Source organism: Mesorhizobium sp. SEMIA396, from assembly GCF_024518615.1.
Taxonomy (GTDB): Bacteria; Pseudomonadota; Alphaproteobacteria; order Rhizobiales; family Rhizobiaceae; genus Mesorhizobium.
The window spans coordinates 182676-205533 of the sequence record NZ_JANIFC010000005.1; the positions used below are offsets into that span (position 1 = coordinate 182676).

General features: G+C 63.5%; 23 protein-coding genes. 16 read left to right on the top strand and 7 right to left on the bottom strand.

Annotated elements, in window-relative coordinates; genetic code table 11:
• The first annotated feature begins 1 nt into the window (after position 1).
• The 10 genes from NP503_RS14740 (at position 2) to NP503_RS14785 (ending at position 10555) form a co-directional block, all read left to right on the top strand.
• On the top strand, positions 2 to 814 hold the full coding sequence (locus tag NP503_RS14740; protein ID WP_127269541.1) for an NAD(P)-dependent oxidoreductase: 813 nt from the start codon (positions 2 to 4) through the stop codon (positions 812 to 814).
• A 274-nt stretch (positions 815 to 1088) separates the two neighbouring features.
• Entirely contained in the window at positions 1089 to 1313 is a 225-nt protein-coding gene (locus NP503_RS14745) for an alkylphosphonate utilization protein (RefSeq protein WP_013529641.1), read from the top strand.
• Positions 1314 to 1572: 259 nt separating this feature from the next.
• The gene (locus NP503_RS14750) at positions 1573 to 1875 is read left to right on the top strand and encodes a DUF982 domain-containing protein (protein ID WP_127269540.1); all 303 of its coding nucleotides are present in this window, start codon (positions 1573 to 1575) and stop codon (positions 1873 to 1875) included.
• 448 nt (positions 1876 to 2323) lie between these two features.
• Positions 2324 to 2413 (top strand): K(+)-transporting ATPase subunit F, encoded by a 90-nt coding sequence (locus NP503_RS14755; protein ID WP_032808122.1) that lies wholly within the window; start codon positions 2324 to 2326, stop codon positions 2411 to 2413.
• Positions 2414 to 2433: 20 nt separating this feature from the next.
• Complete coding sequence (gene kdpA, locus NP503_RS14760; protein WP_127273222.1) at positions 2434 to 4137, top strand: potassium-transporting ATPase subunit KdpA; 1704 nt, start codon at positions 2434 to 2436, stop codon at positions 4135 to 4137.
• Positions 4138 to 4144: 7 nt separating this feature from the next.
• Entirely contained in the window at positions 4145 to 4360 is a 216-nt protein-coding gene (locus NP503_RS14765) for a hypothetical protein (RefSeq protein ID WP_127270652.1), read from the top strand.
• Positions 4357 to 6450 carry a potassium-transporting ATPase subunit KdpB gene (gene kdpB / locus NP503_RS14770; RefSeq protein WP_127272692.1) on the top strand — a complete coding sequence of 698 codons (2094 nt, stop codon included), beginning with the start codon at positions 4357 to 4359 and terminating at the stop codon, positions 6448 to 6450. The genes NP503_RS14765 and kdpB overlap by 4 nt, the downstream gene beginning before the upstream one ends.
• A gap of 59 nt (positions 6451 to 6509) precedes the next feature.
• Positions 6510 to 7076, top strand: a complete 567-nt coding sequence (gene kdpC, locus NP503_RS14775) for a potassium-transporting ATPase subunit KdpC (RefSeq protein WP_127267747.1) — start codon at positions 6510 to 6512, stop codon at positions 7074 to 7076.
• Between the two features lie 54 nt (positions 7077 to 7130).
• Positions 7131 to 9866 (top strand): sensor histidine kinase KdpD, encoded by a 2736-nt coding sequence (locus NP503_RS14780; RefSeq protein ID WP_127267748.1) that lies wholly within the window; start codon positions 7131 to 7133, stop codon positions 9864 to 9866.
• Complete coding sequence (locus NP503_RS14785; protein ID WP_127267749.1) at positions 9863 to 10555, top strand: response regulator transcription factor; 693 nt, start codon at positions 9863 to 9865, stop codon at positions 10553 to 10555. The genes NP503_RS14780 and NP503_RS14785 overlap by 4 nt, the downstream gene beginning before the upstream one ends.
• 12 nt (positions 10556 to 10567) lie before the next feature.
• Here NP503_RS14785 and NP503_RS14790 read toward each other — a convergent pair whose 3' ends face one another.
• The 7 genes from NP503_RS14790 to NP503_RS14820 all read right to left on the bottom strand — a co-directional run bounded on the left by NP503_RS14790 (position 10568) and on the right by NP503_RS14820 (position 16189).
• Positions 10568 to 12004 (bottom strand): MFS transporter, encoded by a 1437-nt coding sequence (locus tag NP503_RS14790; protein ID WP_127267750.1) that lies wholly within the window; start codon positions 12002 to 12004, stop codon positions 10568 to 10570.
• Between the two features lie 211 nt (positions 12005 to 12215).
• Positions 12216 to 12695, bottom strand: coding sequence for a DUF992 domain-containing protein (locus NP503_RS14795; RefSeq protein WP_023810132.1), 480 nt, complete (start codon positions 12693 to 12695; stop codon positions 12216 to 12218).
• A 93-nt stretch (positions 12696 to 12788) separates the two neighbouring features.
• On the bottom strand, positions 12789 to 13265 hold the full coding sequence (locus NP503_RS14800; RefSeq protein WP_127267751.1) for a DUF992 domain-containing protein: 477 nt from the start codon (positions 13263 to 13265) through the stop codon (positions 12789 to 12791).
• A gap of 208 nt (positions 13266 to 13473) precedes the next feature.
• Positions 13474 to 14316, bottom strand: coding sequence for a tetratricopeptide repeat protein (locus NP503_RS14805; protein WP_127267752.1), 843 nt, complete (start codon positions 14314 to 14316; stop codon positions 13474 to 13476).
• Between the two features lie 138 nt (positions 14317 to 14454).
• Complete coding sequence (rpsU, locus tag NP503_RS14810; protein ID WP_023810129.1) at positions 14455 to 14733, bottom strand: 30S ribosomal protein S21; 279 nt, start codon at positions 14731 to 14733, stop codon at positions 14455 to 14457.
• A gap of 201 nt (positions 14734 to 14934) precedes the next feature.
• Entirely contained in the window at positions 14935 to 15321 is a 387-nt protein-coding gene (locus tag NP503_RS14815; protein ID WP_127267753.1) for an SET domain-containing protein, read from the bottom strand.
• Between the two features lie 109 nt (positions 15322 to 15430).
• The gene (locus NP503_RS14820) at positions 15431 to 16189 is read right to left on the bottom strand and encodes an SDR family oxidoreductase (RefSeq protein ID WP_127271389.1); all 759 of its coding nucleotides are present in this window, start codon (positions 16187 to 16189) and stop codon (positions 15431 to 15433) included.
• A gap of 197 nt (positions 16190 to 16386) precedes the next feature.
• Between NP503_RS14820 and NP503_RS14825 the strand changes: the two genes are divergently transcribed.
• The 6 genes from NP503_RS14825 (at position 16387) to NP503_RS14850 (ending at position 22837) form a co-directional block, all read left to right on the top strand.
• Positions 16387 to 17127: a hypothetical protein gene (locus NP503_RS14825; protein ID WP_127270059.1), complete on the top strand. Its 741-nt coding sequence runs from the start codon at positions 16387 to 16389 to the stop codon at positions 17125 to 17127.
• Between the two features lie 141 nt (positions 17128 to 17268).
• A complete protein-coding gene (locus NP503_RS14830; protein ID WP_127270057.1) occupies positions 17269 to 18522 on the top strand; it encodes a sarcosine oxidase subunit beta in 1254 nt (417 codons plus the stop codon).
• Positions 18522 to 18962 (top strand): hypothetical protein, encoded by a 441-nt coding sequence (locus NP503_RS14835; RefSeq protein ID WP_127270055.1) that lies wholly within the window; start codon positions 18522 to 18524, stop codon positions 18960 to 18962. The genes NP503_RS14830 and NP503_RS14835 overlap by 1 nt, the downstream gene beginning before the upstream one ends.
• Positions 18963 to 18973: 11 nt before the next feature.
• Positions 18974 to 19270, top strand: coding sequence for a sarcosine oxidase subunit delta (locus NP503_RS14840; protein ID WP_127270054.1), 297 nt, complete (start codon positions 18974 to 18976; stop codon positions 19268 to 19270).
• Positions 19267 to 22260: a sarcosine oxidase subunit alpha gene (locus tag NP503_RS14845; protein WP_127271392.1), complete on the top strand. Its 2994-nt coding sequence runs from the start codon at positions 19267 to 19269 to the stop codon at positions 22258 to 22260. The genes NP503_RS14840 and NP503_RS14845 overlap by 4 nt, the downstream gene beginning before the upstream one ends.
• On the top strand, positions 22253 to 22837 hold the full coding sequence (locus NP503_RS14850) for a sarcosine oxidase subunit gamma (RefSeq protein WP_127271189.1): 585 nt from the start codon (positions 22253 to 22255) through the stop codon (positions 22835 to 22837). The genes NP503_RS14845 and NP503_RS14850 overlap by 8 nt, the downstream gene beginning before the upstream one ends.
• The last annotated feature ends 21 nt before the right edge of the window (positions 22838 to 22858 follow it).

Genomic DNA, 22858 nt, shown 5'->3' on the forward strand with positions numbered 1-22858 from the left:
CATGCCGCATTACGAACGCATCCTGATCACCGGCGCGGCCGGCCGCCTCGGTTCGGAACTGCGAAAGGGGCTGGTGCCGCTGGCAAAAACGATCCGCCTGGCCGGCCGCGAACCGTTCGGCGATCTTGCTCCACACGAGGAAGAAGCGGTCTTCGACCTCGCCGATATGGAGGCGACGTTTGCCGCCACCAAGGATTGCGATGCGATCGTGCATTTCGGCGGCGCACCACTCGAATGCGAATGGCAAACCATCCTGGATTCCAGCATCCGCGGCTCCTATCACATCTACGAGGGCGCCCGGAAACACGGCGTGAAACGAGTCATCTATGCCTCCTCCGTGCATGCCGTCGGCTATCACGAGGTCGAGGCGCATATCGGCGTCGACGCGCCGGTGCGTCCCGACAGCCTCTATGGCGTGTCGAAGAACTTCGTCGAGAGCCTGAGCCGGCTTTACTGGGACAAGTTCGGCATCGAGACGGCGTGCCTGCGCATCTTTTCGTCCTTCCCCGAACCGGCGGACCGTCGCATGCTGTGGTCATACCTCTCCTTCGCCGATTGTGTGCGTCTGGTCGAGGCAGCTCTCACCGCGCCGCGCGTCGGCCATACGATCTCCTTCGGCCTTTCCGACAACAAGGTGAAAACGGTCGACAACAGCGGCGCCAACCATCTGGGGTTTTCTCCGCAGGATAGTGCCGAGCCGTTCCGCGCCGCGGTCGAGGCGAAAACGCAGGTTCCGGATCCCAAGGCGCCATCGGTGAAGTATCTGGGCGGGTGGTTCTGCGAGCTTGGCCATCCGGACGACAAACAGGCGTAGCTGCCAATCCGCTCGATGGCGCAGAGCGGAAGCCGAGATGCGGCAGGCGACGGATTCACGCGTGGTGGCGGAGATCGAGGAGGTTGTCGGCGGCGCCGGCTTCGATGTGCCACGCCGACCACGGTCATGGATCAGATCTGGCAGCGGTACCTGCAGACGATGCCGGACTTCCCCCAAGCGTTCATCCACCTTGGGCGTCGAAGACTTGCCGGTCGTCATCGGTTTTGGGATTCTCATCTGATCTGGTAGTGGGATCCAAATCACAGGAGATGGCATGCCGAACGATGTAATCGTGCGCGACAGCAATGGCGCTCAATTGAATGACGGTGATTCCGTAACGCTGATCAAAGACCTCAAAGTCAAAGGCACTTCGGAGACGATCAAGCGCGGCACGTTGGTGAAGGCCATCCGCCTGAACGGCAATCCCGGCGAGATCGAATGCAACACCAAGCAAGTGAAAGGCCTGGTGCTCAAGACCGAGTTCGTGAAGAAGGCGTGAGCCTCAAGGCGGCAAGCGATCTCGATGGCTCCTTCGGGATTTTGGAGAGCCTGCCGTCGCCAAGGGGGCTGCGGAGCCGTTGAGCGTCCGGCACGCGATCGTTGCGCTGTGAATTGATAACTTCGCCGACCAGGCACAATCAAAAAAATCGCCAAGTCCCAAGCTGGAACCTCCGGCCTCATTGCGCGTTTCACGGCGTCCCGTTCGCGGACCCGCCCGGATATCTCTCCAAGCGCGCGAAAAACCAGGAGCCCGCTTCATGCACGACAAGCTGTTTCATTCACCGGTCGCACTGTCGGTCGGCCTCGGCTTCAAGCGCGAGATTGCCTCGCTGGCCGAAATGCACGATTTCCTCACCAATTGGACGACCTCCCGCCGCGGCCCGCTTTACCGAAACGCGGTGGAGACATGTGATCTGGCCGTTCCAGGTTATGTGAGCGTCGAGCAGGCGCGCCGGGCGTTGCTCGAATTCGCGCAAGCCGCCGGCATCCTGTGGCCGGACCTCGAGCCGGTGGCGGGCGTGCACGCCGTTGCGCGTGGCTATGGCGGCTACGCCGCCTGAAGATTGATGTTCTCCGTGGCGGCTAAAGCCACACCACCATAGAAAGCCCGGCTGGCCCCCAGCCGGGCTTTCGCGTTTCCGGCAGCTCGCAAGGAAATCGCCATCCTGTAGCCGTGTGTCTTGGGCGACAATCCCTGCGTGGAGTGTCGGGAAGAGCCCGAGCAAAAATCTTTATGAAATTCCTATTTCTTTCTACTGCGCCCCGTCTCGAACCTTTATGGCGATCGGGTCCATATTCCTTTTAGAAAATACAACCGGCTCCGTCGCCAAAGGTGCGACGGGACACTTTCGAGATATTGCGAACTCTCTTGTCAAATTCGCAAAGTACAAAAGAACAAAAGGAATAAACACAATGGATATGGCCGTTATCGGAATCGGAATTTTGTTCTTTGCCCTTTGTTTCGCCTACATAAAAGCTTGTGACGCGCTCTAGAGCGAGGCTGAAAAAATGATCGTCGACTATATTCTCGGTGGCGGCGTTACGCTGTTCCTGCTCGCCTACCTGACATACGCCCTCGTTCGTCCAGAACGCTTCTGAAGGCACGGAAAGCCACACCCATGACACTGAACGGTTGGATACAGATCCTGGTCTATTGCGGGATCGTCGTTTTGCTGGTGAAGCCGCTCGGCGGCTACATGCACCGCGTCTTCAACGGCGACCGCACGCTGCTTTCGCCGGTCCTTCGCCCGCTTGAGCGTGGGCTTTATCGTATTTGCGGAACCAGCGAACGCGAGGAACAGCACTGGACCACCTACGCGGTCGCCCTGCTGCTCTTCAACCTCGCCGGCTTCCTGGTGCTTTATGCGCTGCAGCGCCTGCAGGGCAGCCTGCCTTACAACCCTGCCGGCATGACAGCGGTTGAACCAGGGTTGGCCTTCAACACCGCCGCCAGCTTCATGACCAACACCAACTGGCAGAACTATGGTGGCGAGAGCACGATGTCCTATCTCGTGCAGATGGCCGGGCTGACGGTGCAGAACTTCGTTTCGGCGGCCACCGGCATTGCCATCGCCATTGCGCTGATCCGCGGCTTTGCCCGGGCGTCCGGCAAGTCGATCGGCAATTTCTGGGTCGATATGACCCGCTCCACACTCTATCTGCTGCTGCCGTTCTGCATCGTGCTGACGCTGGTCTATGTCTGGCTCGGCATGCCGCAGACGCTCGGCGCCTACGTCAACGCCACGACGCTGGAAGGCGCGCAGCAGACCATCGCCGTCGGCCCGGTCGCTTCGCAGGTGGCCATCAAGATGCTCGGCACCAATGGCGGCGGTTTCTTCAACGCCAATGCCGCGCACCCGTTCGAGAACCCCGACGCGATCTCCAACCTGATCCAGATGGTGTCGATCTTCGCCATCGGCGCCGCCTTGACCAATGTCTTCGGCCGCATGATCGGCAACCAGCGCCAGGGCTGGGCGATCCTCTCGGCCATGGGCGTCATGTTCATCGCCGGTGTCGCCATCTGCTACTGGGCGGAAGCCGCCGGCAACCCGCTGGTGCATGCGCTGGGCATCGACGGCGGCAACATGGAGGGCAAGGAGAGCCGCTTCGGCATCGCCCTGTCGGCGCTGTTTGCCGTCATCACCACGGCCGCTTCCTGCGGCGCCGTCAACGCCATGCACGGCTCGTTCACCGCGCTCGGCGGCATGATCCCGATCATCAACATGCAGCTTGGCGAAGTCATCGTCGGCGGTGTCGGCGCCGGTCTCTACGGCATCCTGATGTACATCGTCGTCGCCGTCTTCGTCGCCGGCCTGATGGTCGGCCGCACGCCCGAATATCTGGGCAAGAAGATCGAGGCCAAGGAGGTCAAGATGGCTATGCTGGCCATACTGTGCCTGCCGCTGGCGATGCTGATCTTCACGGCCATCGCCGTCGTGCTGCCGACCGGCGTGGCGTCGATGGGCAATGCCGGCCCGCACGGCTTCTCCGAGGTTCTGTATGCCTACACTTCGGCGGCGGCCAACAACGGTTCGGCCTTTGGCGGCCTCAGCGGCAACACGCCCTGGTACAACATCACGATCGGCATCGGCATGCTGATGGGCCGCTTCCTGGTCATCATCCCGGCGCTGGCCATTGCCGGCTCGCTGGTGGCGAAGAAAACGGTTCCGGCTTCCGCCGGCACCTTCCCGACCGATGGCCCGCTGTTCGTCGGACTGCTGGTCGGCGTCATCCTGATCGTCGGTGGCCTCACCTTCTTCCCGGCGCTCGCCGTCGGGCCGATCATCGAGCACCTGGCGATGGCTCACGGGCAGACCTTCTGAGACCGTCATGTCCTGGTTCAATGCCATGCGCCGCAAGGTCGGCCACAGGGACGATCACCGAAAGGAGGAGAGACCTCCTCCTTTCCCGACCCTGTCGACGTTTCTCGGCCTTGCGGCAGTCATGCTCGTCCTCTGGCTGCTGGCCTACGGGCCACCGCATTTCCTTTCGGCATCCAATCATCGGGTGCCGTCCAACAACACCGAAGCCGGAGCTTCAAAATGAGCAACTCGAAATCAGCAAGCATCATGGATGCACGCATCCTAGTTCCCGCCATTGGCGGCGCCTTCCGCAAGCTCGATCCGCGCACGCTGGCCAGGAACCCGGTGATGCTCGTCGTTGCCGTCGTCTCGGCGCTCACCACGGTGCTGTTCGTGAAGGACCTGGTCACCGGAGGCGGCAATCTCGGCTTTACGCTGCAGATCATCATCTGGCTTTGGTTCACCGTCCTGTTCGCCAACTTCGCCGAAGCGGTCGCAGAAGGCCGCGGCAAGGCGCAGGCGGATTCGCTGCGCAAGGCACGCACAGAGACCCAGGCCAAGCTTTTGACCGGTGAGGACCGCACCAAATACAAACTCGTGCCCGGCACCAGCCTCAAGGTCGGCGATGCCGTCCTGGTCGAGACCGGCGACATCATCCCGTCGGACGGCGAAGTTGTCGAGGGCGTCGCGTCGGTCAATGAGGCGGCGATAACAGGCGAATCGGCGCCGGTCATCCGCGAATCCGGTGGCGACCGTTCGGCGGTCACCGGTGGCACCCAGGTGCTGTCAGACTGGGTCCGCGTCCGCATCACCGCCGCCTCCGGCCATACCTTCCTCGACCGCATGATCTCGCTGGTCGAAGGTGCCGAGCGCCAGAAGACGCCGAACGAGATCGCGCTCAACATCCTGCTCGTCGGCATGACGCTGATCTTCGTGCTGGCCACCGCGACGATCCCGAGTTTTGCCTCCTACTCGGGCGGCTATATCTCGGTGACCGTTCTGGTGGCGCTGTTCGTCACCTTGATCCCGACCACGATCGGCGCGCTGCTTTCGGCCATCGGCATCGCCGGTATGGACCGCCTGGTGCGATTCAACGTGCTGGCCATGTCGGGCCGCGCCGTGGAGGCCGCAGGCGACGTCGACACGCTGCTGCTCGACAAGACCGGCACGATCACACTCGGCAACCGCCAGGCGACGCAGTTTCGCCCGGTCAAGGGCGTCACCGAACAGGAACTGGCCGACGCGGCTCAGCTAGCCTCGCTCGCCGACGAGACGCCGGAAGGCCGCTCCATCGTCGTGCTGGCCAAGGAGAAATACGCCATCCGCGCCCGTGACATGGCAACGCTGCACGCCACTTTCGTGCCCTTCACAGCGCAGACCCGTATGAGCGGCGTCGACATCGATGGTTCGTCGGTGCGCAAGGGCGCCGTCGATTCCGTGCTTGCCCATGTCAACCAGTCGGCAGCTGCCGCCCATGGCACGCGCCCAAGCAGCGAATCCATCCGCGATCTCCAGTCCATCGCCGACGAGATCGCCAAGTCCGGCGGCACGCCGCTGGCGGTCGAACGCGACGGCCGCCTGCTCGGCGTCATCCACCTCAAGGACATTGTCAAGGGCGGTATCCGGGAGCGCTTCACCGAACTGCGCCGCATGGGCATCCGCACGGTGATGATCACCGGCGACAATCCGATGACGGCAGCAGCCATCGCCGCGGAAGCCGGCGTCGACGACTTCCTCGCGCAGGCCACACCGGAGGACAAGCTGAAGCTGATCCGCGACGAACAGGCCAAGGGCAAGCTGGTGGCCATGTGCGGCGACGGCACCAACGATGCACCCGCCCTTGCACAAGCCGATGTCGGCGTCGCCATGAACACCGGCACGGTTGCCGCCCGCGAGGCCGGCAACATGATCGATCTCGACAGCGATCCGACCAAGCTCATCGAGATCGTCGAGATCGGCAAGGCGCTCTTGATGACGCGGGGTTCGCTGACGACCTTCTCGATCGCCAACGACGTGGCCAAGTATTTCGCCATCATTCCGGCGATGTTCGCCGTCTTCTACGTCGCACCGGGACAGACGACCGGCCCGCTGCAGGCACTCAACGTCATGCATCTGGCGACGCCGCAAAGCGCCATCCTGTCGGCCATCATCTTCAACGCACTGATCATCATCGCGCTGATCCCGCTGTCGCTGAAGGGCGTCAAATATCGCGCCATTGGCGCCGGGGCGCTGCTCAGCCGCAATCTGCTTGTCTACGGCCTCGGCGGCCTCATCGTGCCGTTCGTCGGCATCAAGGCGATCGACATGATCGTCACCGCGCTTGGCCTCGCTTAACTCTTTGTTTTAACGCAATTCCGGACGGAAACCCTGGAATTGCTTTGAGGAACATCTCCATGCTCACCCAGATAAGACCCGCGATCATCATGATCGTCTTCTTCACGGTCCTGACCGGCCTGATCTATCCCTTGGGCATGACCGGCATCGCCCAGGCGATCTTCCCGCGCCAGGCCAATGGCAGCCTGATCGAGAAGGATGGCAAGGTCATCGGCTCCGAGCTGATCGGCCAGGGCTTTGCCAGCGACAAGTATTTCCATGGCCGCCCCTCGGCCGCCGGCGACGGCTACAACGCCGCCGCCTCGAGCGGCAGCAATCTCGGCCCGACCAATCCCAAGCTGATCGACCGCATCAAGGGCGACGCGGAAAGATTGAAGGCGCAGAATCCGAACCAGCCCGTCCCGATGGACCTGGTGACGACGTCCGGCAGTGGCCTCGATCCCGATATCAGTCCCGAAGCAGCCTACTTCCAGGCCGCCAGGGTGGCCAAGGCCAGGGGGATCGATGAAGCCAAGGTCAAGGCGCTTGTCGATGCCCAAGTCGAGGGCAGGGAGCTTGGCTTCATGGGCGAACCGGTGGTCAATGTGCTCGGTCTCAACCTTGCGCTGGACGCCGCGAAACAGTGAATGGTGCGGGCCGGGGATCGACAGTATCCCCGGCGCCATCCATGATCGATCCCGATGCCGGACGACAGAAGCAACGACGCTAGACCTTCTCCCGACGCACTGCTTGACCATGCCGAGCGGGAAGGTCGCGGCCGGCTGCGGATATTCCTGGGTGCCGCTCCCGGCGTAGGCAAGACCTACGAGATGCTGATGTCGGGCCGCGCCAGGCTGACCGACGGCGTGGATGTGGTGATCGGTGTCGTCGAGACGCATGGGCGCAAGGAGACACTGGCCCTGGTCGAGGGCTATGAGGTCATTCCCCGCCGCAAGGTCGACTACAAGGGGCGCATCCTCGACGAGATGGATATCGACGCCATCCTCGCCCGGCGCCCGGCGCTGGTTCTCGTCGACGAACTCGCCCACACCAATGCGCCTGGCAGCCGGCACCCCAAGCGCTATCTCGATGTCCAGGAAATCCTGACGCACGGTATCGACGTCTACACGACGCTCAACATCCAGCATGTCGAAAGCCTGAACGACGTCGTCGCCCAGATCACCAAGGTCAGGGTTCGCGAGACGGTCCCCGATTCCATCATCGACCAGGCCGACGATGTCGAGATCATCGATCTCACCCCCGACGACCTGATCAAGCGGCTCGAGGAAGGCAAGGTCTATTTCCCCAACACCGCGCAGCGCGCGATCGAGAACTATTTCTCGCCGGGCAATCTGACGGCGCTCAGGGAGCTGGCGCTGCGCCGCACCGCGCAGCGCGTCGACGACCAGTTGCTGATCCATATGCAGGCCCACGCCATTCCCGGACCGTGGGCCGCGGGGGAAAGGGTTCTCGTCTGCGTCGACGCGCGTCCGGGCGGGGCGGCGCGTATTCGCTATGCGCGCAGGCTGGCCGACCGGCTCCGTGCCCCGTGGACGGCGCTGCATGTCGACAGCCCTCGCTCGGCCAGCATGCCCGAAGCGGACAAGGATCGGCTCGCTACGAACCTGCGGCTTGCCGAACAGCTCGGCGCCGAGGTGACCACCATTCCCGGTCAGAACATCGCGCAGGACATTGTTCGCCATGCGACGGCGAACAATTTCACCCATATCGTGGTCGGCAGGCCGACCCGGTCGCGCTGGCGGGAATTGATCGAAGGTTCGCTCACCTACGATCTCATCCGCAATGCCGGCGACATCAGCGTCCATGTCATTTCAGGAACCGAACGCAATGCCGAGGTGACGTCGAGGAGTGTCAAGGCGGCGGACGAGCAGTGGCAGTTCGAGATCTGGCCCTATCTCAAGGCCACGGCCTTTGTCATCGGTTCGCTCGCCTTCGCCGTCGTTCTCGACCAGTTTCTCGACGTTCGCAACCTGGCGATCATTCTTCTCATCGGCGTACTGGCATCGGCGGTAACGGGCGGTCTGTGGCCGGCTCTGTACGCTTGTTTCGCCAGCGCCCTTGCTTTCAATTATTTCTTCCTGGAGCCTCGCTATACGCTGACGATCCGGGATCCGGAGAGCATCGTCGCGCTCGGCGTCTTTCTCGTCGTTGCGGTCATCGCCAGCAATCTGACGGCGCGCGTGCAGCGCCAGGCGGTCGCCGCCCGCTCGCGGGCGCGGGCCACGGAAGACATCTACCTCTTTTCAAAGAAGCTCGCCGGCGCCGGCACGCTCGACGACGTCCTTTGGGCTACTGCCTTCCAGATCGCCTCGATGCTGAAGCTGCGGGTGGTGCTGCTTTTGCCGGAGGACGGGACCATCACCGTCAAGGCCGGCTATCCGCCCGACGACACGCTGGCCGAGGCCGACATCGCCGCCGCCCGCTGGGCCTGGGAGCACAATCGTGCCGCGGGTCGCGGCGCCGACACGCTTCCGGGCGCCAGGCGCCTCTATTTGCCCTTGCGCACGGGGCGCACGGCCATCGGGGTCGTCGGCCTCGACAACGACAAGCAGGGTCCGCTGCTGACGCCCGAGCAGCAGCGGCTGCTTGACGCACTGGCCGACCAGGCGGCGGTCGCCATCGAGCGTATTCAGTTGGTTGCCGACGTCGACCGCGCCAAGCTCGCCGCTGAGGCGGACAGGCTGCGCTCGGCGCTGCTCACCTCCATTTCCCATGATCTGAAAACGCCGCTCGCCGCCATCATGGGCGCGGCCGGCACGCTGCGGGATTTTTCAGCAGCGCTTCCCGAACCGGACCGGGCTGAACTGCTGTCGACGGTGCTCGACGAATCCGAGCGGTTGAACCGCTTCATCGCCAATCTGCTCGACATGACCAAGATCGAGTCCGGCGCGATGGAGCCGAACTACGCCTTTCACTATGTCGGCGACATCGTCGGCTCCGCCTTGCAAAGGGCCAGGAAAATCATTGGCGAGCACAAGATCGAGACCGACATCCCCAGGGATTTGCCGATGTTGAAGGTCGACCCGGTGCTGTTCGAGCAAGCGTTGTTCAATCTTCTCGACAATGCGGCGAAATATGCCCCGGCAAGCTCGACGATTCGCATGCAGGGTTGGACCGACAATGGCTCCGTCCTGCTGCAAATCATGGATGAAGGGCCAGGCATTCCTCCCGGCGATCTGGAACGGATTTTCGACACGTTCTATCGAGTGCGCAAGGGCGACCAGATCCGCGCCGGTACGGGGCTCGGCCTGTCGATCTGCCGCGGCTTCGTCGAAGCGATGGGTGGCACCATCATGGCGGCAAACCGGACCGACGGTTCGGGCGCGGTGTTCACCATCAAAATGCCCAGGCCGGCAAATCCGCCCAATTTCGACACTTCGAATACCGACGACCACGACGTGGGTGACCTGGCATGACAAACTCGAACGTCAGGATATTGGTCGTCGATGACGAGCCGCCGATCCGCAAGCTGCTGCGCGTCGGGCTCGGCAGTCAAGGTTATGCGGTCAGCGAGGCGCCGAACGCGAAGGTGGCGATCGAGCTGATGGAGGCGGAGAAGCCGGACCTCGTCCTGCTCGACCTTGGGCTGCCCGGCATGAGCGGTCATGAGTTGCTGCGCAAATGGCGCGACGATGGTCTCGACATTCCAGTGGTCATGCTGTCCAGCCGAACCGACGAGGCCGGCATCGTCCAGGCCCTGGAACTCGGCGCCGACGACTATGTCACCAAACCTTTCGGCATGAACGAGCTGGTGGCGCGCATTCGCGTGGCGCTCCGCCACAAGTTCCAGCAAAAGGGCGAGAAGCCGATTTTCCAGACCGGCGATCTCAGCGTCGACCTGGTCAAGCGCATCGTCAAGGTCGAGGGCAAGGAGGTAAAGCTGTCGCCGAAGGAATACGACATCCTGCGTATGCTGGTGCAGCACGCCGGCAAGGTGCTGACCCATCATTTCCTTTTGAAGCAGGTCTGGGGCGATTCGACCGATGTGCAGTATCTCAGGGTCTATGTCCGGCAGCTCAGGCAAAAGATCGAGAAGAGCCCCGACCAGCCGCGCTACATCACCACCGAGACCGGCGTCGGCTACCGCCTGCGCGAGGCCGAATGAGCAGGCCAGGTTTTAGCCGATAGCTTCCCGTGGCTGGCCAAGCGGTCTGGAAACCCGCAAAGCCGCGAGGCAGCCAACAATGCCGAGCGGCACGAAGGCAAGAAACAACCACGACGCGACATTCGCCGCCGCGTCGTGGTTCAGGCCTTGCGAAAAGCCGCTGGCGTTGGCGACGATGCCGGCGAGTGCGGCGCCCACGGCATAGCCGATGCGCTGCATGGTCGGCACCGCCGCCGAGGCGATGGTCTGCTCGCCCTCCGGGGCGGAGGCGACGATGACGCGCGTCAGGAACGGCCAGGCGATGCCGAAGCCGCCGCCCTGCAACAGGGCACATATCAGGATCAGCGGGACGGAGCCCAGGGGTATCGCATACGCAAAGCCGGCGATGCCGGCCGCGATCATCACTGCGCCGCCGACGATGATCAGCCGCTCGCGCTGCGGCGGCGCGTTGGCGACCAGGATCGAGAGGATCGACCAGGCTATCGATTCGGCGGCGATGATGTAGCCGGTGGTCAGCAGCGGAATGTCGTGAAGGCTGGTCAGCAACAGCGGTCCGTAGACGCCGAAGGAACAGGTCGCCACCGAAAAGGCGGCAACCATGGTCATGCCGGCGCCGACCGGCGTGCGCCATGAGAACAGCCGCGCCGGGAACAGCCGCGAACGCGGCTTCAGCGCGTCGATGGTGAAGAACAGCACCAGGCCGATGAGGCCGAAGGCCATCAGCAGCGAAGAGCGCAGCAAGGCGATGTCGACGCCGGCCGAGGCGATCAACACCACGGCGACGGCAAGGCAGCCAAGGGCCGCGAACGGGAAGGGCGGCGCCTTACCCGTGCTCGTCTTGGGTTTCGTCGCCTGCGGCGTGTCGAGCACGAGGAAGCTTGCCAGCGCCATGGCGGCGCCGCCGAGTGTGAAGATGCCGAAGGCCCAGCGCCATGACAACAGCTCGGTCATGATCGCGCCGAGCAATGGTCCGCTGAAGGCGGCGACGCCCCAGATCGCCGACATGATGCCGAAAAGCTGCGGCCAGATGGCGCGCGAGAACAGTCGTTCGACCGAGACGAAGGCCAGCGACACCAGCGCACCGCCGCCAAGTCCTTCGATCAGGCGGCCGGCGAGGAACAGTTGCATGGAAGGCGAGGTGGCGCATATCAGCGCGCCTGTTGCGTAGAGCAGCGCGGCGACCACCATGTTGGTGCGCAAGGGGACATAACTCACCAGTCGTCCGGCGGCCGCGCCGGCAACGATGGCGCCGAGTTCGTAGATCGCCAGCGACCAGCCGACGAGCTGTACGCCCGCCAGTTCGCCGACCATGGCCGGCATCACCGTTGCCACCATCGTTTCGTTGGTGGCGTGCAGCAGGATGCCGAGGCTGATGAAGCAGAAGCGCGCCAGGTCGCCGCTTGCCCACAATACGCGCCAGTCGACCCTGTTCGTGCTGATCTCGGTCATTTCCACCCCCGTCTTGCATATCTCGACGCCAGCGCAGGACGCCAGAAGCCAGTACGGGTTTCCGGCAGGACCATGCGGATCGACAGCGCTGGATCGAGGCGTTGTTGCGCTCGGGGCAGGCTTGTAAAACCTCAACCGGGGTTGAGCTCAAGCGTTTTTTTGAGGGCCGTTCGCGCGGATGCCCCTTCGGTTGGCGGGCTTCGTTGCGCGATCAATTCTCGGTGCTGCGCAGCTGGAATTGGCTGACGCCGATCGCGAGGTTCATGCCGGTCTGCGTCTGCAAGCTGAGCGGCTGCAAGGTGAAGGCCTGAGAGGAGCCGCCGACCAGCAGATTGGCGCCGGCGCCGACGGCGGCCGTCACCTCCGCGCTGGCGCCGATATAGTCGCCGGCCAGCGCACCCGGCGCATAGATGTTCTTCAGCGGCGTCAGCACGATCCACTGCATGACCGTCTGCTTCGTCGTGCCGATGTCGAGGCCGTATTTGTTGACGGCGCCGAAATAGGCTTCCGGCGCGAAGCTTTTGTCGGCGGGGTTGAAGGTGCAGCTCAGATCCTTGCTCGAGCCGAAGATGAAGCCGGTGCCGCCGCCTATGGCGCAGTCAAGCGTACCGACTTCCATGCCTCGGTCCTGCGCCTGCACCGCTCCGGATAGCGTCGTGAACATGGCGGCAGCTATGGCTGTCTTCAGCATGATGGTTCCCCCCCAAAATCAAACGGCGCGAAACCATCCTATCTGGTTCCGCGCCGCGGGGTGAGGGGTCATGGAGCGCACGGCTCCATGCAATCACTTGAATGAGTGGATCAGCTGGAGCGAGGTCACGGCCACGGCAAGGTTGACGCCGGTCTGCGCCTGGACGCTGAGCGGCTCCAGCATGACGGCGCTGTCCAGGCCGCCAACCAGCAGATTGGCGCCGCCGCCGGTCACCACGCTCGCCTCGGCGTTGACACCGTAGTAGCTGCCGGCGAGATCGCCTCCGTCACGATCCCGGGTCGCGGCCAGCACGGCCCAGACGAGCTGGCCCTGATGCGTCTGGCCGACATCGAGGCCGATCTTGGAGATGATGCCTGTGTAAATCTCGGACGGCCCGTGATGATGAGGCCGGAAGACACAGGACACGCCCTTGTTGGAAGCGACGATATAAGCGGTGCCGCCGTCGATGGTGCAATCGAGCGTGCCGAGTTGCAGCTTGCCGGCGCTGGCCGGAGCCACCGCGAACATCGTCGTGGCGAGGGCAGCGGCGCAGGCGAGTTTCTTGATCATGGGAGGGTCCTTTCGCAAAATACTTTCAACAACGGCTTGGGTGGGTAGACCGTTCCGCTGAAAACTTGGCGCGATCAAGGCAGGGGCCGAAAGCCTCCTGCCTGGGTTAATGCCCGGTTGCGAAGTGCGTCCTTTAGGACACGCAAAGGATCCCGCGGCACTTGGATGTCACGCGGATTCGTATGGGAAGCGCTTGCCGAAACCGAGATCAGCTGACGCGGGCGAGGCCATCCTTGGCCGGCTGGTAGGTAGGGTCGAGGCGAACGGCTTCCTTATAGGATTTCGCGGCCTTCGCCTTGTCGCCGCGCCGCTCATAGATCAGCGCCTGGTTGGACCAGGCCTCGGCATTCCTGCCGTCGAGCTTGATCGCCATGTTGAAATCGGAAAAGGCGTTGTCCTCGTCGTTGGTCGCCAGATAGGAGAGGCCGCGGCCGTTGTAGGGCTCGGCGGCGTCCGGCGCCAGCGAGATGGCGGTCGAGAAGTCCTCGATGGCGAATTTGTGCTGGCCCTGGCTCTGATAGATCAGGCCTCGATTGTGGTAGGCGCGCGCGTCGGTCGTATCGAGCTGGATTGCCTTCTGGAAGTCGTTGAAGGCGTCCTGGGTGCGACCCGCCTTGCGGTAGAGATTGCCGCGGCCGATATAGGCGGCGTCGTAGTTGCCGTTGATCTGGATCGAACGGTTGTAGTCCGCGAGCGCGGCTTCCTGATTGCCGAGGAAGCGCTGGATCAGCGCGCGATTCGAATAGGCCTGGAAGAAATTCGGGTTGAGCTGGATGGCTTGATTGAAATCCTTGAGCGCCGCTTGGTACTGGCCGCCACGACCATAGGCCGAGCCGCGCACATTGTAGCCTTCGGGATCCTGGGGATTGCGCTGGATGACCGCCGACAGCGAAGAAATGTTCTCGCTCGACCCTTGCGCCTTGTCGATGTTGTTGAATTCACCGGTCGGGCCCGCCGTTTGGCAGCCGGCAAGCGCCAGTCCGGAGAGCAGGGCCGCTGTCAGGGCGAAACCACGCAATGCAGTCCCGCGCTCCACGCTCGTTGCGTTCATGTCTGCCCTGTCCTCACTTCAAGCCGCGTCGTTCAGGTCCGGCTCCCCCTCCGGACCGGTCACATCAAAACAAAAAGGTGGCGGCGATTCCACATCGCGCCACCTCTGATATCCTTCGAAAAGGACGAAAAATTGGCGTTAGAACCGCGGCGGACGCGGAGCGCCACCTGCACCGCCGGCGGCGCCAGCAGCGACCGGGCGCGGCGTCATCGGCAGCAGGCCTTCGCGCTGGGCGCGCTTGCGGGCCAGCTTGCGGGCGCGGCGGACAGCTTCAGCCTTTTCACGGGCGCGCTTCTCGGACGGCTTCTCGTAGTGACCGCGCATCTTCATTTCGCGGAAAATGCCTTCGCGCTGCATCTTCTTCTTGAGAGCGCGAAGCGCCTGATCAACGTTATTGTCGCGGACGAGTACCTGCACGGGCAATCCTGTCTTTCGGGTTTGATATCAACAGGCAAGCGGCCATAGCCACTAGCCTCCGCGGCGGTTTACACCACGAATTGGGGCGGCTGATACCAGAATCATGCCGCGCTGTCCACAGCGGAAATGATTTTGCGGGGCCAGCCGCCGTCTGTTTGCCCTTGGACAAGTGTGCCACTTGCCCTTGAGATAAGGAGCCGACTAGGCCCTCGCGAGGTGCAGCAGCTCGAAATCCTCGAAGAACTCGCCGTAGTCGCAGGTGATCTCCTCGCCCACGGCGATGTCGCGGGTCGCCGTGGCTCCGCCATATTGCGAAAAATCCGTATTCGGATTGCTGGAATGGTTCATGAAGCGGCCATTGTCGACTTCATAGACCATGAAACCCGGCCGGTCCGGGCTCGGATAGGCATAGCGGTCGAGCAGTTCTCTGAGATGCGGGGGTGCCGTCTCGTATTTGTCCATGGGGATCAGCCGGTCGAAATCCGGATCGAGCCGCCAGATCGAAGCGCCTTTCCTGATCGGCTCCGCGGCGAACACGCCGACGCCTTCGATCGCACTCGCAGTCACATAGGTTCTGATCAGCATCATGGTTCCAGACCCGCTTTTGGACAGAAACGGAATCGCCAAATCGCGGCGAGAAATCAAGACCGGACGTCTGCCTGGCGGCTATGAACATGCATCCGGCCGCGAAAAGCCTTCACGTCCGATTGATCGACACGCCGCCATCGGCAAACAGAGCCGCTCCGGTGGTGAAGCTCGAGGCGTCGGAGGCGAGATAGAGCGCGGAACGGGCAATCTCCTCCGGCATTGCGATACGCTTCAAAGCATGCAGGCCTTCGACGAAGGCTCTTGATTCCGGGGTCTTGAAGGTTGCCGCCGGCGTGTCTGTGCCGCCGGGCAGCAGCGCGTTGACCCGCACGCCTTTCGGGCCGTATTCGGCGGCAAGCACCTGTGTCAGTCCGATCAGGCCGGCCTTGCTCGCGGCATAGCTTGTCATGCCCGGCATGCCGACTGTGTGGCCGACGAAGGTGGAAGTGAAGATCAGCGAACCACCGCCACGCTCGATCATTGCCGGCACCTGGTATTTGGCGCCGAGAAACGCGCTGGTGAGATTGGTGTCGAGCGTCTCGCGCCAGCCTTCCAGCGGCAGGTCCGAAATCGGTCCCATCCGGCCGACGGCGCCGGCATTGTTGAAGGCGATGTCGAGCCCACCGAACTTTTCGACCGCCAGATCGACGAGGGCTTTCGCGTAGGCTTCGTCGCGGACATCGCCGGCAAGCGCGATGGCGATGCCGTCGGCGTCCGCGATTTCGGCGACAAGCGCATCGAGTTCGGCCTGGCGGCGGGCGGCAACGATGACCTTGGCGCCTTCCTCGGCAAAGAGTTTTGCCGTGGCGCGTCCGATGCCGGAACTGGCGCCGGTGACGATGGCGACCTTGTTGGCGAGTGCGAACATTTCTGCATCCTTGTTATTTGGGCCGGCTTCACTGGCAGTTGGGATGCTTGGTCGCAGATCGAGGCAACGCGAGCCACCCGATACGTGCGAAGCCATCGGCGACGATTTCTTGACGTCGGATGGACACCGGGGTACCAAGACGCCATTCAACCTTGCGGGTGGATGCGCCACCCATTCCAATGACCCCCCAAGACATAATGAGCAAGTTGTTGGCCTCCGGCTTCGAGGGCAACAGCAAGCTGACGTTCGCTCTCCAATCGGAATTTCATAAGGGCTTTCCGCTCGAAAACCTTCGGCCGCTGCTGACGTCCGACAACCTTCATACGCAGGCCGCCGCGGCTTTTTTGACGGCTGAAGCCAGTTCCCGGATAGGTTACAAGATGAATTGCGTTGTCGCAGAGATAGCCGATCTGCTCGACAGTCAGGTCTCAGGCATCCGGTTCGACGCAATCGAGGCACTTCTGGGATGCACGACGCCGGCCGATGGAGCCATTCTTGGCCGCGTGATGCTGCGGCTGGATGACGAACATGCCGGCGTTCGATGGAGGGTGGTCCAGTTCATCTGTCTTGCGGAGCGCTGGCAGCTAAAGCTTGCGGTGGAAAATGCCGCCGCCCTGCGTCCGGACTCGGCTTTCAAGACACTGGTCAATGCTTATGGTCACTATTTCATGCCGAGCTCCAAGGACCTGCGACAGTTGCTTGAGCATGCGGATCCGGTGTTGCGGCGCTTTGCGGCGGCAGTAGCTATCAGGCCGCGCGAGGTGATCGTCGAGCGTTTCGTGGCCATGGCGGAGCAGTCGGACGATGCGGAAATTCGTAAAATCGCCGCCGATTGCCGCCAAGGTTATTTGCGGCCGACCTATGCAATCGGACCGTCCATCGTGAAGCGTGTCTCGTCTGAACCAGCAAAAGGCGAAGCTCAAAACGGCGGCCGTTGAAGGCGCGGCGCAAAACGGCAAGCGCCGTCGCAAACAGCGCAAGGGTGGAAGCGCTGTTTCGCTAGTGATACACCTCGCGCGCCGGGACCGAATGAACGCCGGCCGCCATTCGCGAAGCCTTTTTGGGGCGAGGTTGGGACGTTGAAGAAATATTCGGTATTCGCCATCGCCCGTGAAGCCATGCGCGGTCACAAGGGCTGGGAGGAACAGTGGTCCTCGCCTGAGCCCAGGAAAGAATACGACGTCATCATCGTCGGCGCCGGCGGCCATGGCCTGGCCACCGCCTATTACCTCGCCACCGTGCACGGCATCACCAATGTCGCGGTGCTGGAAAAGGGCTGGCTCGGCGGCGGCAACACCGGCCGCAACACCACCATCATCCGTTCCAACTATCTCTATGACGAGAGCGCCGGCATCTACGACCATGCGCTGAAGCTGTGGGATGGCTTGAGCCAGGAACTCAACTACAACGTCATGTATTCGGCGCGCGGCGTCATGATGCTCGCCCACAATGTGCACGACGTCCAGGTGCTGAAGCGCCACGTGCACGCCAACCGGCTGAACGGCATCGACAATGAATGGCTGACGCCGGAGCAGGCGAAGGAATTCTGCCCACCGCTCAACACCTCCAGGGATGCGCGCTATCCGGTGGTCGGTGCGTCGCTGCAGCGTCGCGGCGGCACGGCGCGGCATGATGCGGTTGCCTGGGGCTATGCGCGCGGCGCCTCGGCGCGCGGCGTCCACATCATCCAGAATTGCGAGGTGACCGGGGTCAAGCGGGCGCCAAATGGCGCTGTTATGGGCGTCGACACGACGCGCGGCTTCATCGGCGCCAAGAAGGTCGGCGTCGTTGCCGCCGGCCATTCCTCCGTCATCATGAACATGGCAGGCGTGCGCATGCCGCTGGAAAGTTATCCGCTGCAGGCGCTGGTGTCGGAACCGGTCAAGCCGGTGGTGCCCTGCGTGGTGATGTCGAACACGGTGCACGCCTATATCTCGCAGTCCGACAAGGGCGAGCTGGTGATCGGCGCCGGCACCGACCAGTATGTCTCCTATTCGCAGACCGGCGGCTTGCACATATTGCAACATACGCTCGACGCCATCTGCGAGATGTTCCCGATCTTCACGCGCATGAAGATGCTGCGCTCGTGGGGCGGCATTGTCGACGTCACGCCCGACCGCTCGCCGATCCTGGCCAAGACGCCGGTGCCGGGCCTCTATGTCAATTGCGGCTGGGGCACGGGCGGCTTCAAGGCAACGCCGGGTTCGGGCCATGTCTTTGCCCACACCATCGCCAAAGACGATCCGCATCCGATCAACGCGCCCTTCACCATCGAACGCTTCCGCACCGGACGGCTCATCGACGAGGCGGCGGCGGCGGCGGTGGCGCACTGATGATGGCTGAGATGGCTGTCGCGATGCCGCTGATGCTGGCGGGGGAGCAAGTGCTGGCGGGAGAACGGGGCATGTTCCATTTTCCCTCGCCGGATGAAGTGCGCACGCAGCCGATCAGCCGTGCCGGCAACGAAGCCGGCTGGCCGTTTTCGGTCGATGACGGCACGTTGGCCTGCGTCTGGAGCGGCGGCCAGAGGGTGGTGATGTTCTTCGAGGGACGACCCGAAGGGCTCGAAGAAGACGAGACATTCCAGCCGCGTCAAGTCATCGTCACAACCGATCCGATGCAGCTCACCCTCGGCAACATGGCGTCCCGCGATCTGTTTCGTCCCGCTGCAAGCGTGGAAGAGCGCATCCGGCTCGTCGCACCGTTCGCGACCCTGGGACAGAAGCTTTGCGATCAACCGGCGGGCGCCCGCGTCGGCCACGGCGAATTGTAGGAACGAACCAAATGCTTCTCATCCGCTGCCCCTATTGCGAGGAAGAGCGTCCGGAACTCGAGTTCCGCAACGCCGGCGAGGCGCACATCGCGCGCTCGGCCAATATGGCCGGCGAGAGCGACGACGATTTTGAAAAGTTCTTCTTCATCCGCTCCAACCCCAAGGGCATCATTTATGAGCGCTGGCGGCACATGCATGGCTGTGCGCGCTTCTTCAATGCCGTACGCGACACCGTCACCGACAAATTCGTCATGACCTACAAGGCCGGCGAGCGGAAGCCGTCGAAGCTCCCGGGAGTTGCCAAATGAGCGGCGCGTTCCGCATTCCCGGCGCTGGCCGCTTCAGCCAAGCCAAGACCGCGCGGTTCAGCTTCGATGGCCGGTCCTATGCCGGCATCGAGGGCGACACGCTGGCCTCGGCGCTGCTCGCCAATGGCGTCCATCTCGTCGGCCGTTCGTTCAAGTACCACCGTCCGCGCGGCATCCTGTCGGCGGGCGCCGAGGAGCCGAACGCCCTGGTCGAAATCAAGCGCGACGCGGCACGCAAGACGCCGAACGTGCGGGCGACCGTGCAGGAGCTCTATGACGGGCTTGATGCGCAGTCGCAGAACCGCTGGCCGTCACTGTCCTTCGACCTCGGTGCGGTCAGCGATATCGCCTCACCGCTGCTTTCGGCCGGCTTCTACTACAAGACCTTCATGTGGCCGAAAGCGGCGTGGAAGAGGCTCTACGAGCCAAAGATCCGCGCCGCGGCCGGTCTTGGCGTTTCCCCGGACCAGCCGGACCCCGACCATTATTCATCGCGCTACGCGCATTGCGACGTGCTGGTGCTGGGCGGCGGTGCGGCAGGCATCGCGGCAGCGCTTGCGTCGGCCGAGACCGGCGTGCGCGTCATCCTCGCCGACGAGCAGGCCGAGTTCGGCGGCAGCCTGCGTTTCGAGAGCGGCGCGAAAATCGACGGCCAGGACGGTTTTGCCTGGGCGCAAGCTGCCGTGGCGAAGCTCGCCGCAATGGACAATGTCCGCGTGCTGTCGCGAACGACGGCGTTCGGCTACTATGCGCAGAATTTTGTGGGGCTGGTCGAGCGTGTCAGCGAGCATCTGAGGACCCCCGGCCACGATCTGGCGCGCGAGCGGCTGTGGCAGGTCCGGGCCAAGCGCGTGGTGCTGGCCTCGGGCGCGATCGAGCGCCACATGGTGTTTGCCGACAATGACCGGCCGGGCATCATGCTGGCGGGTGCCGCGCGCACCTATCTCAACCACTATGGCGTCGCGGTCGGCAGGAATGTCGGCGTCTACACCGCCAATGATTCTGCTTACGCGGCGGCGATCGACCTGAAGAAGGCCGGCGTCAACGTGGCGGCGATCGTCGATCTGCGCGAAAATCCGACCGGACCGGTGATCGACGAGGCGAGGGCGCTCGGCATCGAGATCAATTTCGGCCGCGCGGTGATCCGCGCTGGCGGTAAGCTCAGGGTGTCGTCGATGACCGTGCAGCCGAAGAATGGCGGCGGCGAACGCACCATCGCGGTCGATGCGATCCTGATGTCGGCCGGCTGGACGCCGTCGGTGCATCTGTTCTCGCAGTCGCGCGGAAAGGTCGCCTTCAACGACGAGACCAAGCGCTTCGTGCCGGGCACCTATGCGCAGGACTGCGTCTCGGTGGGCGCCTGCAACGGCACCGACGGGCTGTCGGCGACGGTGGACGAGGCCTATGCGGCGGGCGCCAAGGCGGCGAAAGATGCCGGCGCCAAAGCCGCCAAGAGCAGTAAGCCGAAGGTCGATGCGTCGGAGAGCTGGTCGCGCGGTATGTTGGGCGCGGCGCCCGGCGCCGGGCCGGACACGACTGTGAAGGCGTTTGTCGATTTCCAGAACGACGTCACCGCCAAGGATATCCGCCAGGCGGTGCACGAAGGCATGCGCTCGATCGAGCACGTCAAGCGCTTCACCACCAACGGCATGGCGACCGACCAGGGCAAGACCTCCAACATGCACGGCCTGGCGATTGCCGCCGAGACGCTGGGAAAGCCGATCCCGGAGGTCGGCCTGACCACGTTCCGTGCGCCCTATACGCCGGTCACCTTCGGCGCGATCGTCAGCCATGCGCGCGGTCCGCTGTTCGACCCGACGCGCAGAACCGCGATCCATCCCTGGGCCGAGGCGCAAGGTGCCGTGTTCGAGGATGTCGGCCAGTGGAAGCGCGCCTGGTATTTCCCCAAGGCGGGCGAGGACATGCATGCCGCGGTCGACCGCGAATGCGTCGCGGTGCGCAAGACGGCGGGCCTGTTCGATGCCTCTACGCTGGGCAAGATCGAGGTGGTTGGGCCGGATGCGGCCAAGTTCATGGAACTGCTCTACACCAACCCATGGGAGAAGCTGGAACCCGGCCGCTGCCGCTACGGCATCATGCTGCGCGAGGACGGCTTCATCTATGACGACGGCGTCGTCGGCAGGCTGGCCCCCGACCGTTTCCACGTGACGACGACGACCGGCGGCGCGCCGCGCGTCATGAACCACATGGAGGATTATCTCCAGACCGAGTTCCCGCATCTCAATGTCTGGCTGACCTCGATCACCGAGCAGTGGGCTGTCATCGCCGTGCAAGGGCCGAGCGCGCGGAAGATCATAGAGCCCTTGGTCGAAGGCATCGACATGTCCGACGAGGCGCTGCCGCATATGTCGGTGCGTGAAGGCAAGATCTGCGGCGTGCCGACGCGGTTGTTTCGCATGTCGTTCACCGGCGAGCGCGGCTTCGAGGTCAATGTGCCGGCCGACTATGGCCAGGCGGTCTGGGAAGCCCTGTGGGCCGAGGGCCAGAAGCATGGTGCGGCCGCCTACGGCACCGAGGCGATGCACGTGCTGCGCGCCGAAAAAGGCTACATCATCGTCGGCCAGGACACGGATGGCACGGTAACGCCGAACGACGCCGGGCTCGACTGGGCGGTCGGCAAGAAGAAGACCGATTTCGTCGGCATCCGCGGCCTGACGCGGCCGGATCTGGTCGCCAAGGGCCGCAAGCAGCTGGTCGGCCTCAAGACCAGGGACCCCAAAGTGGTGCTGGAAGAAGGCGCGCAGGTCGTCGAGGATCCCAAGCAGGCGATCCCGATGAAGATGATCGGCCATGTCAGCTCGAGCTATTGGTCGGAAAATTGCGGCCGCTCGATCGCATTGGCGCTGGTCGCCGGCGGCCGCGACCGGATGGGCGAGACCCTCTATGTGCCGATGCCGAATGGGGTGATCGAAGTGGAGGTTACCGGCATGGTATTCTTCGACGAGACGGGAGGGCGCCTCAATGGCTAAGGCCGCTGCAAGGAAGACGGCTCCGGCCGCATCGCCTTCGGTCGAACGCCGTCCGGCGCTGGCTGGGCGCAGCACCACTGCCGCCGCCGTCAAGGTCGAGGTGCTGCCGTCGGCCGAGCGCGTTTCACTGCGTGCGCCGGAGGCTTCGGCCGCAGCGCTTTCGAAGGCGCTCGGCGTGACCTTGCCGAACAAGCCGAAAACCTCTGCCGCGAAGGGCGGGCGCACCGTCTTGTGGCTCGGTCCCGACGAATGGCTTGTGATCGATGAGGCCGGCAACGATCCGCTCGCCGATTGCGCCAAAGTATCCGCGCTGCATTCGGCGGTCGGCGTCTCGCATCGCAACATCGCGATATCGGTGACGGGCCCTGGGGCAGCGGCGACGATCAATGCTGGCTGCCCGCAGGACCTGTCGCTCGACGCCTTCCCGGTGGGCGCAGCGTCGCGCACCATCCTGGGCAAGACCGAGATCGTGCTGCTGCGCACAGCCGCCGATGCCTTCCGGGTCGAATGCTGGCGTTCCTTCTCGGACTATGTCTTTACTTTCCTGTCCGAGGGATCGCGCGACGCTGCGGTCTGAACTCGGAACGTTTTGCAGGGC